15 protein-coding genes and 1 pseudogene are annotated in these 15,681 nt (G+C 66.2%); 10 read left to right on the top strand and 6 right to left on the bottom strand.

Annotation, left to right across the window (positions count from 1 at the left end):
• A partial coding sequence (locus MJ956_RS13475; protein WP_253964961.1) for a peptide deformylase occupies positions 1 to 310 on the bottom strand: 310 nt, incomplete at its 3' end.
• A gap of 147 nt (positions 311 to 457) precedes the next feature.
• Between MJ956_RS13475 and MJ956_RS13470 the strand changes: the two genes are divergently transcribed.
• The 3 genes from MJ956_RS13470 (at position 458) to MJ956_RS13460 (ending at position 3,771) form a co-directional block, all read left to right on the top strand.
• Complete coding sequence (locus MJ956_RS13470) at positions 458 to 1,633, top strand: DNA recombination protein RmuC (RefSeq protein ID WP_253964960.1); 1,176 nt, start codon at positions 458 to 460, stop codon at positions 1,631 to 1,633.
• 66 nt (positions 1,634 to 1,699) lie between these two features.
• Positions 1,700 to 3,298 carry a serine protease gene (locus tag MJ956_RS13465; protein ID WP_253964959.1) on the top strand — a complete coding sequence of 533 codons (1,599 nt, stop codon included), beginning with the start codon at positions 1,700 to 1,702 and terminating at the stop codon, positions 3,296 to 3,298.
• A gap of 179 nt (positions 3,299 to 3,477) precedes the next feature.
• Complete coding sequence (locus MJ956_RS13460; protein WP_253964958.1) at positions 3,478 to 3,771, top strand: hypothetical protein; 294 nt, start codon at positions 3,478 to 3,480, stop codon at positions 3,769 to 3,771.
• 9 nt (positions 3,772 to 3,780) lie between these two features.
• Here MJ956_RS13460 and MJ956_RS13455 read toward each other — a convergent pair whose 3' ends face one another.
• On the bottom strand, positions 3,781 to 4,500 hold the full coding sequence (locus MJ956_RS13455; protein ID WP_253964957.1) for a pyrimidine 5'-nucleotidase: 720 nt from the start codon (positions 4,498 to 4,500) through the stop codon (positions 3,781 to 3,783).
• A gap of 90 nt (positions 4,501 to 4,590) precedes the next feature.
• On the opposite strand from MJ956_RS13455, the gene MJ956_RS13450 reads away from it, so the two are divergent.
• Complete coding sequence (locus MJ956_RS13450; RefSeq protein ID WP_253964956.1) at positions 4,591 to 5,511, top strand: EamA family transporter; 921 nt, start codon at positions 4,591 to 4,593, stop codon at positions 5,509 to 5,511.
• A gap of 220 nt (positions 5,512 to 5,731) precedes the next feature.
• A complete protein-coding gene (locus MJ956_RS13445; RefSeq protein WP_253964955.1) occupies positions 5,732 to 6,907 on the top strand; it encodes an MFS transporter in 1,176 nt (391 codons plus the stop codon).
• Between the two features lie 40 nt (positions 6,908 to 6,947).
• Here MJ956_RS13445 and rsgA read toward each other — a convergent pair whose 3' ends face one another.
• The 3 genes and pseudogenes from rsgA to argB form a co-directional block, all read right to left on the bottom strand.
• The gene (rsgA, locus tag MJ956_RS13440; protein ID WP_253964954.1) at positions 6,948 to 7,982 is read right to left on the bottom strand and encodes a ribosome small subunit-dependent GTPase A; all 1,035 of its coding nucleotides are present in this window, start codon (positions 7,980 to 7,982) and stop codon (positions 6,948 to 6,950) included.
• 275 nt (positions 7,983 to 8,257) lie between these two features.
• A complete protein-coding gene (locus tag MJ956_RS13435; RefSeq protein ID WP_253964953.1) occupies positions 8,258 to 8,404 on the bottom strand; it encodes a hypothetical protein in 147 nt (48 codons plus the stop codon).
• A 254-nt stretch (positions 8,405 to 8,658) separates the two neighbouring features.
• Positions 8,659 to 9,561, bottom strand: a pseudogene (gene argB / locus MJ956_RS13430) (acetylglutamate kinase).
• Positions 9,562 to 9,781: 220 nt separating this feature from the next.
• Between argB and MJ956_RS13425 the strand changes: the two are divergent.
• On the top strand, positions 9,782 to 10,351 hold the full coding sequence (locus MJ956_RS13425) for a histidine phosphatase family protein (protein WP_253964952.1): 570 nt from the start codon (positions 9,782 to 9,784) through the stop codon (positions 10,349 to 10,351).
• A 21-nt stretch (positions 10,352 to 10,372) separates the two neighbouring features.
• On the opposite strand, the gene MJ956_RS13420 is transcribed toward MJ956_RS13425, so the two are convergent.
• Positions 10,373 to 12,271 (bottom strand): propionyl-CoA synthetase, encoded by a 1,899-nt coding sequence (locus MJ956_RS13420; protein ID WP_253964951.1) that lies wholly within the window; start codon positions 12,269 to 12,271, stop codon positions 10,373 to 10,375.
• 201 nt (positions 12,272 to 12,472) lie between these two features.
• Here MJ956_RS13420 and MJ956_RS13415 point away from each other — a divergent pair, with 201 nt between their 5' ends.
• From MJ956_RS13415 to xylB, 4 genes are all read left to right on the top strand, one after another.
• On the top strand, positions 12,473 to 13,360 hold the full coding sequence (locus tag MJ956_RS13415) for a hypothetical protein (RefSeq protein WP_253964950.1): 888 nt from the start codon (positions 12,473 to 12,475) through the stop codon (positions 13,358 to 13,360).
• A 114-nt stretch (positions 13,361 to 13,474) separates the two neighbouring features.
• Positions 13,475 to 13,672 carry a type II toxin-antitoxin system HicA family toxin gene (locus MJ956_RS13410; protein WP_253964949.1) on the top strand — a complete coding sequence of 66 codons (198 nt, stop codon included), beginning with the start codon at positions 13,475 to 13,477 and terminating at the stop codon, positions 13,670 to 13,672.
• A complete protein-coding gene (locus MJ956_RS13405) occupies positions 13,669 to 14,094 on the top strand; it encodes a type II toxin-antitoxin system HicB family antitoxin (protein WP_253964948.1) in 426 nt (141 codons plus the stop codon). The genes MJ956_RS13410 and MJ956_RS13405 overlap by 4 nt, the downstream gene beginning before the upstream one ends.
• Positions 14,091 to 15,548, top strand: coding sequence for a xylulokinase (xylB, locus tag MJ956_RS13400; RefSeq protein WP_253964947.1), 1,458 nt, complete (start codon positions 14,091 to 14,093; stop codon positions 15,546 to 15,548). The genes MJ956_RS13405 and xylB overlap by 4 nt, the downstream gene beginning before the upstream one ends.
• The last annotated feature ends 133 nt before the right edge of the window (positions 15,549 to 15,681 follow it).

Below are 15,681 nucleotides of genomic sequence, written 5' to 3'. Positions count from 1 at the left end.
CCTCGGCATAATAGTCCGGGATCGACAGGCAGCCCTCCTCATAGACGCTGCGGGTATCGGACGCGGCCAGTATCTGCGGATTCATGAACACCTGTGGCGCCCTGTCCTCCTCCTCCTTGGACACGTCAATGACCAGCAGGCGGAGCGGTTCGCCCACCTGGATCGCGGCGAGCCCGATGCCGGGCGCGTCGTACATCGTTTCCAGCATGTCGTCGGCTAGCCGCTTGACGCGGTCGTCAACGGTTTCGACCGGTTTGGAGGTCTGGCGCAGGATCGGATCCGGCAGGATGATGAGAGGCTTGATCGTCATGGCCGCTGAGGTAATCGCTGACACAATCGCGGTCAATCGGTGCGGCGCCGACATGCGGACGGGAGCTCCCGCGCCGGGGATGCTTCCGGCGCCGCAATGTTCGTGCTTTGATCCGATTCGTTAACGAATCGCATCTAGGGTCGGGACATGGACAGCGACGCTCTTGCCGCCCTTCTCACGACGCCCCTCGCCACGATCGGCGGCCAAGCGGTTCCGGTCCTTGCCCTGATGCTGGCAGGGCTGCTGCTGCTTTTCCTCCTTCTTTGGCTGCGCGCCAGCCGCGCGGCGCGCGATGCCCTCGAACTGGCCGAGACCCGCGAGGCGGAATCCTCCGATCGACTCGACGCCGTATTGAAATCACAGGCCGAGATCACCGGCCGGATGCAGACGATGGCGGAAATCTTCGGTGCGCGGCAGGCGGACCTCACCCGCACCCTCGCCGAGCGCTTCGACGGGCTTTCCTCAAGGGTTGGCCAGTCGATCCTCCAGACGACCACTACCACCAACGCGTCGCTGTCCGCCCTATCCGAGCGCCTTGCGGTGATCGATCGCGCGCAGGGCGAAATCCGCAATCTGGCCGGCGAGGTCGTGCGGCTGCAGGACATCCTCGCCAACAAGCAGACGCGCGGCGCCTTCGGCGAGGGACGGATGCAGGCGATCGTCGCAGACGCGCTGCCGAGCGCCGCCTATTCCTTCCAGGCAACGCTCTCCAACGGCAAGCGGCCCGACTGCTTGATCAACATGCCCCACGGCGCGCCTTCGCTCGCCATCGACGCCAAGTTTCCGCTCGAGGCCTATAGCGCCCTTCGCGACGCCGACAGCGACGACGCCCGAGACTTCGCCGCGAGCCGGCTGCGGCGCGACATGGATGTTCACGTCAAGGCGATCGCCGGGAAGTATCTGATTCCCGGCGAAACGCAGGATACCGCGTTTCTGTTCGTGCCGTCGGAGACGATCTTCGCAGAGCTGCACGAGCGCTTCGAGGACGTTGTCCAGAAAGCCTATCGGGCGCGGGTCGTGATCGTGTCGCCGTCGCTGCTCTTGTTGTCGATCCAGGTCGTGCAGGCCATCCTCAAGGATTCGCGGATGCGCGCCGAGGCCGGCCGTATCCAGCAGGAGGTCCGGCATCTGGCCGAGGATCTGACCCGGCTCGATGCCCGGGTTGCGGCGTTGAAGACCCATTTCGGTCAGGCGGGACGGGATATCGACCAGATTCTCGTCTCGACCGAAAAACTCATTCGGCGCGGCGAACGGATCGAGGCGGTCGACCTGGGAGAAGCTGACACGGCCGCCACCATCGGGAGGCCCATGCCCGCCGAATGACGCAACGCGCCGCTTAGAGCATTGCCGCGAAGTGGAAAGGTCGCGGACATCTTTTCTTAAGAAAAAATGAACTTTGCCTGGATCGAAACGGGACTTGCCGCGTTTCTCTCCTGTCACCGGACGGTAATGGGGGATGGCATGCGGCGCGTCACGAAGGTTCTGTTAGCGGGAATAGCCCTGGCCGTCGCGCCGCTGGCGCCGCTGGCGGCCGTCGCCCAGGTCTCCGAGCTGTCGATCGCCTATAACAGCCAGACCGATACCGATTTCCGCAAGGGCTTGCAGATTCGACTTGCTTGGACCGGCGACTACGTTGGCGCCTTCGACGGGAGCATCGACGCCGCGTCGCTGCGCGCGATCCGCGACTTCCAGGCCCGCCACGGGATGACGCCGAGCGGTGTCATCGACGAGGCGATGCTGGGACTTTTGATCGCGCAGTCGGACGAGGCCGAGATGGCGCTCGGCATGACGCTGGTCGACGATGCGGCGACGGGCGCTCGCGCCGCTCTGCCTCTCGCTCTGGTGCGCGACTTCGGCGCGACCGAGGTCGGCAATCTCTGGCGCTCTTCCGACAATGCCGTCGAAATCGAGACGGTCCGCATTGCCGACACCGGTCAGACCATTCGCGGCCTGTTCGACGTCCTGAGCGTGCCGACCGCTTCCCGCTCGGTGAGCGATGCCGAGTTCGGTGGCGCGTGGTTCGTCCTGCGCGGCCAGGAGGCGGGCCGCAGCTATGTGATGCGTTTCGCCGGACGCGCCGGCGATCTGCGTGGCCTCTCGATCTCCTACACCGCTAGCGAAGCGGCGCGGATGGCGCCCTACGCGGTGGTCGCTTCAAATCTCTTCGATGCCTTTGCCGGCGAGCCGCTGCCGCCGCTGGTCGCGTCGAACGAGGCGAACCCATTCTCTTCGATGCTGGCGCGCAAGCGTGATGTCGATGCGCCCGACGCCCGCTATGCGATGGCCTATTCCGATCCTGCCCGTCCGCATTTGTTCGAGATCCCGGGTGAGACCGCTTCGGCGGCGATCCAGCCGGACGCGCAGCAGTTCGACATGGCCGGGACCGGCTTTGTCGTCTCCCGCGACGGCTGGCTCCTGACCAACGCTCATGTCGTAAAGGCCTGCGAGGCGGTTCTCGTCGGCGATCTCGGCGCCGCCAGCCAGACCATTATCGACCCCGCAAACGATCTTGCCCTGATCAAGGTCGATGGCGCGTTGGGCGAGCCGCTGGAAATCTCGGCCGGCAAGCCGCGCCTTGGCGAAGACATTCTGGCGCTGGGTTATCCGCTGCGCTCGATACTCGCCGACTCGCTCAATGTGACGCGCGGCAACGTCTCGTCGCTGCTCGGCCTGATGAACGACCCACGTTATCTGCAGATTTCCGCCGCGGTTCAGCCGGGCAATTCCGGTGGGCCGCTGGTCGATCTCGCCGGCCGTGTCGTCGGCGTGGTCACGGCCAAGCTTAACGCCGTCGCCGTCGCCGACGCGACCGGTGACATTCCCCAGTCGATCAATTTCGCCATTCGTCCCGATGCCGCGGCGGCCTTCCTCTCCGCCAACGGCATCGCCTATGAGACCGCCGACCCGTCCGAGCCTCTGGCCACCGTGCCGGACGCGACCGCCGAGGTGAAGGACTCGATACTGCCGATCCTCTGCGTCGGTAGTTGAGCGCGACCTCCTTCCGTCCGTCGATAGCGTGATTTCTGGTGGGCTAGTCGGCGCTCAGCGCCCGCCCTCTCACGCGCGGGGGTCGGTAAAGCGGGAACTTCTTCGGAAATACAGACGTTTCCTACTCAAAGCTTTGGACGCCCCTGAGGGGTAGCTCCGACCGATTTGAGGAGACCGCAATGCCTGATCTGGACACCGACCCGGCGATGATGCGCGAGCAGCAGGACCGGGATACACCCCAGGCGCTCGATGGCGGTCTGCGCGAGCATAGCGACAGCGACGACGCGAGCCGAGCAGACCGCGAAGCAGCCAAGGCCGGCCCGGATGGAACCCCGGCGTCGGTGTCGGCGAGCGGTCGCGAAGACGGACAGGAGGCCGCAAATGGCGGCGCGGGTCTCGTGGCGATGAGAAACGCCGTCCTGACGCGAAGCATGGGGTTGGTCCGCAAAGGGCGGTCACTGCTCGGCAACTGACCCGAGTGGTTAACGCACGGAGCGCAGGAATGTCGCCAGATCGTCGGTGACGTAGTCGATGTGCTCGCCGTCGCGGCCCTCGTGCTCCCACACGTCGCCGAACGTTTCTTCCAGATTGTGCGGCACGATCAGTACCGTGCGCATGCCGAGCCGCTTCGGCACCTCGAGAGTGCGCGCCAGATCCTCGAACATGACCGCGCGAGCGGCTTCGACGCGATGCAGTCCCATGAATTTGTCGTAGGTCTCGGAGGCGGGCTTGGGAACCATCCCGGCGGCCACGAGATCGAAAATGTCCTCGAAATGATCAAGCACGCCGAGCTGGCGCGCCGTGCGCTCGGCGTGGCCGCGGTCGCCATTGGTGAAGATGAACTTGCGTCCCGGCAGCGCCTTGATCTCCTCGCCGAGCGCGGGGTCGGGGCTGATCCACGAATAGTCGATGTCGTGGACATATTGCAGGAAGGCGTCGGGATCGATGTCATGCTCCTCCATCAGACCGCGCAGGGTGGTGCCATAGCGGCGGTAGAAATCCTTCTGAACCATCCGCGCCTCGTCCCCCGGCAGCGACAGGAAATCCGAGACGAAGGCCGTCATCCGCTGATCGATCTGCGCGAACAAATTCGTGTGGCGCGGGTAGAGCGTGTTATCGAGATCGAAAACCCAGTCGCGGATGTCGGCGAAATCCTGCGGCGTCGCGTCTGCGGTCTGACGGATGGCTGTGTGAGCGGTCATGATGTCCAGAGGTTCGAGCAATCGGCCGCCTTGCCAAGCGTGGCCGAATGGGAGAGCGAGGGGCGTTGAGACAAAGCTGACGGATTGCCTGTGCCGCTCTGGATTCCGATTACCATTACCGCCGCGTTCCTGCAAAATCTGCGCTCGGCCCTGCAGCGACAGCTGAAGGGCCGCATGGGTACGACCGGGGCGACCTTCGCGCGCTTCGGCTTCGGCTTTCCCTTCGCCGTCCTCTATGTGTTCGCGCTCGGGTTCCTTTTCGACATGGGCCTGCCGACGCCGAATGCAACGTTTCTGTTCGCCGTCGCTTTCGGCGGGATCGCCCAGATCCTCGCGACTTTTCTGCTCGTTTATCTGTTTTCCTTCCGCAATTTCATGGTCGGAACGGCCTATTCCAAGACCGAGCCGATGCAGGCGGCGCTGTTCGGCCTCCTGATCCTCGGTGAGGCCATCGCGCCGCTGGCCTTCGTCGCCATCGTGGTGGGCGTGTTCGGCGTCGGGCTGATTTCGGTGGCCGGGCGCGGGGGTGGCGCGCGGCGCGGCTGGAAGGGGCTCGCCGACGGTCTCGTCTCGCGCGAGGCCGGGATCGGCCTTCTCTCCGGCGCGCTGTTCGGCGTGTCCGCCGTCTGCTTTCGCTGGGCGTCGCTGTCGCTCGGTGACGGCGGCGTTTTGATGCGCGCGGCGATGACGCTGGCCTTCGCGACGGGCATCCAGACGCTGGCGATGCTTGCCTGGATGGCGCTCCGGGACCGCGCCGAGCTGAAGGCCGTGGCCCGCGCCTGGCGGCCGGCCCTCCTCGTCGGGATCGTCGGCGTTTGCGGCTCGGCCGGATGGTTCACGGCGATGACGCTGGAAAAGGTCGCCTATGTCCGCGCGCTCGGCCAGATCGAACTGGTCTTCACCTATGCCTCTTCGGTGTTCTGGTTCCGCGAGACGATCACGCGCATGGAACTCGCCGGCTGCCTGCTGATCGTCGGAGGGATCGTGGTGCTGCTTGCGGCGGCGACCTAACATCGCGAAAGGCGCGTCCCTCTCGCGTGCCCGTTGCCCAGACGCGGCCGCTCTTCCACAGGCTCGTGCAACCCTCACGGCATTTGTAACCCCGACTTTTCGACGCCCATGCAACGGGATCGGCGACAGCCGTTCCTGTCGCGGCAAAACACCCGGCTTCCGCAGCGCGGAACCGACAAGGGGGCTGCTGCGCTTCTTCCAGAACGCAGGGACGCAGATCATGAGACCAGTCTGGAAGCTTTCGGCTGCGGGCTTCGCCGCGACCGCCATCACCTTCGGCCCGGCGCGTATGGGCTTCGGACTGTTTCTGACAGAGTTCAAGTCGGCCTTTTCCATGTCGACCGGCATTGCCGGCGTGGTCTCCGGCATCGGCTTTTTTGGCTTTCTGCTGGGTCTTTTGATCGGCTACTGGATGACGTCACGATGGGGGCCTCGCCTGCCGGTGGTCAGCGGCCTCCTCGCTGCGGTGATCGGCATGGGGATTGTCGCGGCCGCGCCGAATGTCTGGGTTCTTGCGTCCGGTGTGTTCCTGGCGACGTCGAGCGCCGGCTTTTCCTGGACGCCCTTCAACAACGCCGTTCATCGGCTGGTGGAAGACCGATGGCATGAGGCGAGCCTTTCCATCGTCAGCACCGGCACGAGTCTCGGCGTTGCCGCTGCAGGCGCGACGGCGCTAATGGTGAGCTTCGGCGAACTATCCTGGCGCTTTGGTTGGGCCGCCTTCGCGCTCGCCGCGCTCCTGACGCTCCTGGCGAACTGGGCGGCCTTGCGCGAGTTAGCCGGCGACCCGGGTCCTGCTTCGAGCACCCCTTGGGCGACCCTCGTCGCGGGGCCCGCGCGGCCGCTTCTGCTGATTGCCTTGTCCTTCGGTATTACCACCACGATCTTTATCTCCTTCGCCGCCGATCGGATCCAGCAGGCGGGCGGGCTGCCCGGAATTGTGGAAAGGGCCGCGCCGGCCGTCGTGTTCCTCGCCTACGGCATTTGCGGCCTGATCGGCCTCGCGACCGGACGCATCCACAAGATCATCGGGCTGCCCTGGCTGTTGCGCCTTCTGCATATCGCAGCTGCCACGGCGTTGGCGCTGGTGGCGCTGACGCCGAACTCCTGGACGGGAGTTGTAATCTCGGCCGGCCTTCAGGGCGCCTACGTGATGATGATGAGCGCGGTGCTGGCCTTTTGGGCGGAAAGGCTCTTCCCCTCACTGCCCGCCCTCAGCTTTACCGCGGTGCTTCTGGCCGTGGCCGTGGGCAGCGTCATCGGGCCGGCGTTCGCCGGCTTCGCGTCGGGGGCCTTCGGGCCGGAGGCGATGTTCCTCGGCGCGGCGGCAATCGCAGGGGTGACTGCAGCGTCGATCCTGCCGCATGTCGCGCGGGAGCGTTGGTCGCCCGCCTGACGCGCGAGCGGCGACAGGCACAGAGCGCGGTCGTGGTGGGTCAACGTCGTTTCTTGCGCCCGCCCCCGGAGCGGCCGGCCCAGCCCGTCTCGGCGCGGTCATTGTCGGCGTTCTCGTCCTTCAGCTTGCGCCAGCGTGCCAGCCGTTCGGGATCGATGTCGCCGGCGATAACGCCGGCCTGAACGGCGCATTGCGGCTCGTGCGCATGGGTGCAGTCGCTGAACCGGCATTGCGGCGCGCGCTCGGTGATCTCCGCGAACAGCCGGTCGAGACCGTCGGCGACGTCGCTGGCCTGCAGCGACCGGATCCCCGGCGTATCGATCACCCAGCCGCCGCCCGCGATCGCGTGAAGCGAGCGCGCGGTGGTTGTGTGCCGCCCCTTGGAATCGTGTTCGCGCACGGCGCCGGTCAGCTGCGGCGCCGCCGCGGTCGATCCGACCAGCGTATTCACCAGCGTCGACTTGCCGACACCCGACGATCCGACAACCGCCACCGTCTGTCCGCGTGCGCACCACGGCGCCAGCGCAAGCGCCGCCTCGCTTGCCTTGGGATTGACGATCACCACGTCGAGGCCGCGCTGCAACGCGCCGGCCTGGCGATGAAAGGCGTCCGGGTCGGTCGCGAGATCCGCCTTCGTCAACAGGATGACCGGCTCTGTTCCGGCCTGGTTGGCGACAGCCAGATAACGCTCGAGCCGGGCCGCATTGAAATCGGCATCGCACGACGTGACGATGAACAGCGTGTCGATGTTGGCGCCGGCACATTGCGGGACATGCGTGCCCGTCACCCGGCGCTGGAGGATCGACCGGCGGTCGAGCCGGCGATGGACGAGGAGCGTCTCGGGATCGACCAGCACGAAGTCGCCGACCGCGAAGTGGCTGATCGGGATGTCGGCCGGCAGCACCGGCTCGACAGAACCTGTGGGTGACATCGCGGTGATGCGCGAGCGATGAATTTTCGCGACGCGCACCGGCTGGAGACCCTCGTCAGCCGATGTCAGCTGCTCTGCAAAGAACGCGGACCAGCCCAGATCGAACAGCGGATCGTCTCGGACAGGCGCGACCGGATTACTCATCGGTCTGCCCGATCCCGGCAAGCCTTTGATCCATGGGCTGACGAAGCCTGCTGTCGTCCGCGACCGATCTCGAAACGACAGGCAGGGAAGTCCTGCGGAGGGTATGGCGTCGCCTGTTTCAGCTGCACCGTGCGTCGATCCCGACCTGGAGGGTGCCGGGCGTTCCGCCGCTCACACCATCATGTCCGGTGTTCAGCGTCGTTTCGAACCGACTTGTGATGGGCAGACCTTCGTTTCTGAAGGGCTTTGCCCCCGATGAATGCTCGACGAAAGGCTCAGTCCCGCGATTCCGGGGTCTTTGCGGGGGCGGCGGCTGCCTGTTCCTTGGCGGCGGCCTTCGCCTCGGCCTTTGCGGCCTTCTTGGCGGCCTTGGCTTTATCGCGTTCCTGACGCTCGAAATCGAAATTGGGCTTTCTCGCCATTATGGCTCCTTTTCTTCTGTGTGGACGTTGCCGCCGATCCGGCCGGCGATCCACGCCGGTCGAAAGCGGATGCGGCGTTCTTGTCGATCGGCGATCGGATGGACGCCCGATTTTCGGGTTTTCGCCGGTTCGCCTCGATCGTCAGTCTACAACGCAGGTCCCTGGATGGCGAGGATTTGCGTTTCAGGAAGTGCCGCGGTGCGACCAAAGCGTCGGCGCCGACCGGAGCATTCCGGGCCCAGGTCTGGTGCCCATCACCGAACGATCAGCGTGCCCGCGCCGTGCTCGGTCAACAGCTCCAGCAGCACCGCGTGACGCTTCTTGCCGTTGAGGATGACGACGCCCTCGACGCCCCGCTCGATTGCCTCGATGCAGGTTTCGACCTTGGGAATCATGCCGCCCGAGATCGTCCCATCGCGAATGAGTTTCTTCGCTTCCACTACCGACAGCTCCTTGATGAGCTGGCCGGACTTGTCGAGGACACCGGGAACGTCGGTCAGGAACAAGAGGCGCGCGGCCTCCAGCGCGCCGGCGATGGCGCCGGAAAAGGTGTCGGCGTTGATGTTGTAGGTGGCGCCGTCGCGGCCGGGGGCGACCGGCGCGATCACCGGGATCATCTCGGAACGGGCGAGAAGATCGAGCAGCGTGCGGTCGACCTAGACCGGCTCGCCGACATAGCCGAGGTCGAGCACCCGCTCGATGTTGGAATCGGGATCGACGACGGTCTTGCGTGCCTTTTCGGCGAAGACCATGTTGCCGTCCTTGCCGCAAAGGCCGATAGCCCATTCGCCCTCGGCATTGATCAGGGCGACGATCTCCTTGTTGATCGAGCCGGCGAGGACCATCTCGACGATCTTCACCGTCTCCTCGTCGGTGACGCGCAATCCGCCCTCGAAGCGCGACTCGATGCCCATCTGGGAGAGCATCCGGCCGATCTGCGGGCCGCCGCCATGGACGACGATCGGGTTGACGCCGGACTGCTTCAGAAGCGCGATGTCGCGGGCGAAGGCCTGACCGAGTTCGGGATCGCCCATGGCGTGGCCGCCATATTTCACCACGACGGTCTTGTTCTCATAGGCCTGCATGAAGGGCAGGGCCTGGGCGAGCAGGCGCGCCTGGGTCTCGCCATTGTCCTGGGGCAGATCAGTATCGCTCATCGGCGGTCTCCCGAACCCGTGCTTGTGGGTCGCGCCGGGCTTCTAGCCGGAAACGGGGCGAAGAGGAACCGCTTCGCAGCGCAGGAGCGGCCCTCGCCGTGCCATTCCGCGTCCGCGGTGCCGTACGCCTCACGCAATCGTGGGCTTGGGCACCCTGTCCGATCGGCAGAAATGCCCGACATCTCCCGTGATCGATGCCAGCACAGGAGCCGACCCCACCATGCCGAACGTCATTGCCGCCTGCCTTCTGTCTCTGACGCTGGTGCTCGCCACCGCGACCACCGGGCAGGCGCAGGAATCCTGGTCGGCAGCGCGTTCGGCGGGCACGCACATCCTGATGCGCCACGCCATCGCGCCGGGTACCGGCGACCCGGCCGACTTCGCGCTCGGCGACTGCGTCACCCAGCGCAACCTGTCCGACGCGGGCCGGGCGCAGGCCCGCCGCATCGGCGAGCGACTGCGCCAGAATGGCGTCCCCATCGACACCGTCCTGTCGAGCCAATGGTGCCGTTCGCGCGAAACGGCCGAGCTTCTCGGGTTTGGTGCGGTCAAGGCCGCTCTGGAGCTGAACTCCTTCTTTGCCAATCGCGACGATGGCGCGGCGCAGACAGCGGCGCTGAAGGCGCGGCTCGTCGAGCTGGATGCAGCCGGGCGCAAGGCGGCGCTGGTCAGCCATCAGGTCAACATCACGGCACTGACCGACATCTATCCCGCTTCCGGTGAAATCGTCGTGGTCTCCGTCGGGGCCAACGGCGATGTCACCGTCGCCGGGCGCATCCGCACCGACTGATGGCCCCCTCCCTCCGGCGCCTTACCCTACGGCGCGCCTGACGTCGTCGATGGCGCTGGCGTCCTCGATGGTCGCCGGCGTGTCGAAAGGGTCGTGGTCGACGATCGCCTTCATCGTGCGCCGCAGCACCTTGCCGGAGCGGGTCTTCGGCAGCTTGTCGACGATGACGACTCGCTTGAACGCCGCTACCGGGCCGATACGGTCGCGCACGATGGCGATGAGTTCCCGTTCGATCTCGGCGCGATCCTGGCCGTTGGCGGTCTTGAGGACGACGAAGCCGCAGGGTAGCTCGCCCTTCATAACGTCGCGCATGCCGATGACGGCGCATTCGGCGACCGCCGGATGGGCGGCGACGGCCTCCTCCATCTCACCGGTCGACAGACGATGGCCGGCGACATTGATCACGTCGTCGGTGCGGCCCATGACGTAGAGATAGCCTTCCTCGTCAATGAAGCCGCCGTCCGAGGTCGAATAATAGCCGGGAAAGGCCGTCAGATAGCCGTCGCGAAAGCGATCCTCGGCGTTCCACAGCGTCGGCAGCGCGCCCGGCGGCAGCGGCAGTTTCACCGCGATCGCGCCCATTTCGGCCGGCGCGGTCTCCTTGCCGGTCTCGTCGAGCACATGGATCTCGTAACCGGGCATGGCGACGCCGGGACTGCCGCGCTTGATCGGTAAGAGGCCGAGGCCCTTGGGATTGGCGGCGATCGGCCAGCCCGACTCGGTCTGCCACCAATGGTCGATCACCGGGCGGTCGAGGGTTTCTTCCGCCCAGATCAGCGTTTCGGGATCGGCGCGTTCACCGGCGAGGAACAGCGCCTCGAAGCGCGACAGATCATATTGCCCGGCCAGCGCCCCGTCCGGGTCCTCCTTGCGGATGCCGCGGATCGCCGTCGGCGCGGTGAACAGCACCTTGACGCCGTGTTCGGCGACGACCCGCCAGAACGCGCCGGCGTCGGGCGTGCCGATCGGCTTGCCCTCGTAGAGCACCGTGGTGCAGCCTTTCAGGAGCGGCGCGTAAACGATGTAGGAATGGCCGACGACCCAGCCGACGTCGGAAGCCGCCCAGAACACCTCGCCGGCCTCGGTGCCGAAGATCGCGTCCATCGACCAGTGGAGCGCGACCATGTGGCCGCCATTGTCGCGCACGACCCCCTTCGGCTTTCCGGTCGTGCCGGAGGTGTAGAGGATATAGAGCGGATCGGTCGCCTTGACGGGAACGCAAGGCACGTCGCGACCAACCACTATCTCGGCAAAGGCCTTGTCGCGCAAGGCGGCCCAGTCATGGTCACGGCCCTCGACCATCGTGCATTCAAGTTCGGGCCGTTGCAGGACGATCGTCGCTCGCGGCTTGTGCGCCGCCAGTTCGATCGCCTTGTCGAGCAGCGGCTTGTACTCGACCTGCCGGGCCGGCTCGATGCCGCAGGAGGCCGACAGGATCAGCTTCGGGGTGGCGTCGTCGATGCGGGTGGCGAGTTCGCGCGCCGCGAAGCCGCCGAACACCACCGAATGGATCGCGCCGAGCCGGGCGCAGGCCAGCATGGCGACGATCGTTTCCGGGATCATCGGCATGTAGATGATCACCCGGTCGCCCTTTTCGACGCCGAGATCGGTCAGGCTCGCCGCCAGCGCCTTCACCTCGCGCAAGAGTTCCGCGTAGGTGACGCGGCGCTTGGTGCCGGTGACCGGGCTGTCGTGGATGATCGCCGCCTGTTCGCCGCGCCCGGCTTCGACATGGCGGTCAAGGGCGTTGAAGCAGGTGTTGCATTCGCCGTCTGGAAACCAGCGGCCATAAACACCGGCATCGGCGTCGAGCGCGCGGGTCGGGGCCTTCGTCCAGGCAATATTCTCGGCGGCCTTCATCCAGAACCCCGCGGGGTCCTTGCGCCAGGCCTCGTATCCCTCGTGGTAGCGGCTCGCCATGAAAAACCCTCCCGATCGCGTCGCGGCCAGCGTTGCCGCGGCCGTTCCCGCTTTCCTCGGCCGGCAGTCTACTCGGCGGGGTCCGGAACGGAAATGCTGCTTTCGGTGCCATTGTTCGCAAAGCTTGGAATCCATTTGCAACCTTTCCGAGTCTGTCTCTAAACTCCGCAACGGATGCGGTGTCTCGCGAAAGGGGCACTGATGCCGGCGGTGAGGGGGGATTTTTCGCGACGCGCCGTCGGGAGCGGGGCCGGCCAATATCGCGTCGGCGGTCTCCTGCCAGCATTGGCGGCACTCGTCGTCTCAGCCGCGATGACGGTCGGCGCGATGGTATTTGGCGCAAGCGGTCCCGCGTTCGCGGGCGCCTGGACGCTGGAGAAGGGCGCCGGGCAGGCGATCGTCACCGGCCTCTATTCGCAGGCCGACGAGGCCTTCGACGCGGACGGGCATACCGCCCCGCGACCGGATTTCCAGAAAGGCGCGGTCGCGGTCCTCGTCGAATACGGCCTCACCGAGACATTCACGCTGCTCGGCGAGGGCGAATTCGGCGCCGAGCGCGAGGGTGATCTGCCGTTCGCGCGGCCGGCGCTGTCGCACGCCGGAATTGGCGGCCGTCTGCGCCTGTACGAGGCCGACGGCTTCGTCGCCTCCGGCCAGATTTCGGCGCGGGTCGAGGATGCCTTCGGCGCGGCCGACGCGGCGGTCGACACCTTTGGTTGGGACGCGCCGCAAATCGAGGCGCGGGCGCTCGCCGGCTACGGCTTCAGGGTCGGTGACTATCCTGCCTTCGTCGACGCGCAAGCGGCCTATCGCCACCGGGTCGGCGACGGGCCGGACGAAGTGAAGCTCGACCTCACCTTCGGCGTCCGGCCGTGGTCGAATATCCTGATCCTTGCCCAGGGCTTTGCAACCTTCTCGGCCGGCGGCGGCGAGGATGTCGAGACCTATGCCTATCACAAGGCACAACTCTCGATGGTCTACGATGTCAACGAGCGTTGGTCGCTGCAGGCGGGCGGCTTCGCCACATTGGCCGGGACCAACGCGATCAAGGAACGGGGCTTGATCACTGCTCTCTGGTATCGTTTCTGACGAAAGCGGCGGCGGGCAGCCGCGCTGCGGCCGGCAGGAATATCTGGAGCGCGTGGTGAACCGGTATGTGTGAGGGGACTTGTAAGAGCATGACTAGGATGTGTATTTATACACATGGATAGTCGTCGCGTTCTTGCGCGGCTTCTGGCCGACGGCTGGGTTGAGGTTCGCCAGCGCGGCAGTCACCTGCAGCTGAAACATCCCGAGAAGCCCGGCCGGGTCACGCTTCCGCATCCCAAACGCGACATCCCTGTCGGAACGCTGCGGAGCATCGAAAAACAGGCCGGAATCGATTTGAGGCGCGACCCATGACCGAATACATCGCGATCCTTCACAAGGAGGCGGAGAGCGATTTCGGGGTCTCCTTCCCCGATCTGCCCGGCTGCGTGACGGCGGGGCGCGATCTGGACGAGGCGCGCGCCATGGCCGAAGAGGCGCTCGCTCTTCATGTCGAGGGGCTGATCGAGGACGGGGCGCAATTACCGCTGCCTTCCTCGCTCGAAACCATCATGCGGGATCGGCGGTTCCGGGATGGCGTCGCCGTGCTCGTCGAAGCGCCGGCGCGGACCAAGCGCTCGATACGCGTCAATGTCACGCTGCCGGAGGCGGATCTGGAGGCGATCGATGCCTATGCCCGCGACCACGGCCTGACGCGGTCTGGTTTTCTCGCCGCCGCTGCGCGACGGACGCTTGGTCGAAGCGACAAGCCCCGCAAGGGTGTAGCAGACCGATGACCACCTTTCTCGGCCTCGATCTCGGTACATCCTCGCTGAAGGCGCTTTTGATCGACGATAAACAGCGCGCCATCGCGTCCGTCTCCGTGCCGCTCGACGTCGAGCGGCCGCGCTTCGGCTGGTCGGAGCAGGACCCGGCCAGCTGGATCGCGGCTTGCGAGGACGTTCTGGCAAAGCTGAAGGCCGAGCATCCGGAGGAACTTACCGCCGTCGCCGGCATCGGGCTTTCGGGCCATATGCACGGGGCGACGCTGCTTGGCGCGGACGATGCGGTGCTGCGTCCTTGCATTCTCTGGAACGACACGCGCAGCCATGAAGAGGCGCGCGAGCTCGACGACGCGGAATCGCGGGCGATCAGCGGTAATATCGTGTTTCCGGGCTTCACCGCCCCGAAACTTCTCTGGGTCGCGCGCAACGAGCCGGAGATCTTCGCGAAGATCCGAAAAGTACTGCTGCCGAAGGACTACCTGCGCCTCTGGCTGACCGGCGAGACGGTCTCGGAGATGTCGGACGCCGCCGGCACGTCCTGGCTCGACACCGGCCAGCGCGACTGGTCGACCCGCATGCTGGAGAAGACCGGCCTGTCGCTGTCCCACATGCCGCGGCTCGTCGAGGGCACCGAGGTTTCCGGCGGTCTCAGGCCGGAACTCGCGGCCTCCTTCGGGATGAGGGCGGGGACGGTCGTCGCTGGCGGCGGCGGAGATAACGCGGCGTCGGCCTGCGGTGTCGGCGTCGTGGAACCCGGCACCGGCTTTCTGTCGCTCGGCACCTCCGGCGTCCTGTTCACCGCGACGGCCGGCTTCGACCCGGTGCCCGAAACGGCGCTCCACACCTTCTGCCACGCCATTCCCGGCCTCTGGCACCAGATGGGCGTGACGCTGTCGGCGGCGGGCTCGGTCGAGTGGCTGTCCCAGCTCTTGCAGGAAAAGCCGGACGTGCTGACCGGGGCGCTGGGCGAGACCCTCTCCGAGCCCGGACGGCTGGTCTTCCTGCCCTATCTGTCGGGGGAGCGCACACCGCACAATGATTCCGAGATCAGAGGCGTCTTCGCGGGTCTGGAGGCGGGAAGCAATCGGGAGGCGATGACGCGGGCGGTGCTGGAAGGCGTCGCCTTTTCCATGCGCGATTGCCTGGAAGCGGGCGGCGCGGGAGCGCGACCGGAGCGGCTGATCGCCGTCGGCGCGGGCTCGCGCTCGGCCTATTGGCTGAAACTGATGGCGACGCTGCTCGGCTGCGAGATCGCGCTGCCGGAAGCCGGCGATTTCGGCGCGGCGTTTGGCGCGGCGCGGCTCGGCCTGTGCGCCGCGACCGGCGCCGATCCCGCATCGGTCATGCGCGAGCCGCCGATCGCGCGGCGTTTTGCGCCGGAGGCCGAGAAGGCGGCAGCCTACGCAGACGCCTGGCGCCGCTATCGCGCGCTTTATCCGGCGGTGAAGGCAGCGATGGCGGTGTAGGAGCACAACCTGCCGCGTGCTCGACGGGACCGCCGGGAAGCGATGGGAGAATTGATGCATTGTCAGGTGGTCGTGACGGTTTCGCGGCATGCCCGGCGGGGGAACGACCCAATGTCATCCCCAAACGCAAAGA

The organism is Aurantimonas marianensis (genome assembly GCF_024195285.1).
Taxonomy (GTDB): Bacteria; Pseudomonadota; Alphaproteobacteria; order Rhizobiales; family Rhizobiaceae; genus Aurantimonas; species Aurantimonas marianensis.
The sequence above is the reverse complement of the archived record's forward strand: the minus strand, read 5'-3'. Positions and strand labels throughout refer to the sequence as shown.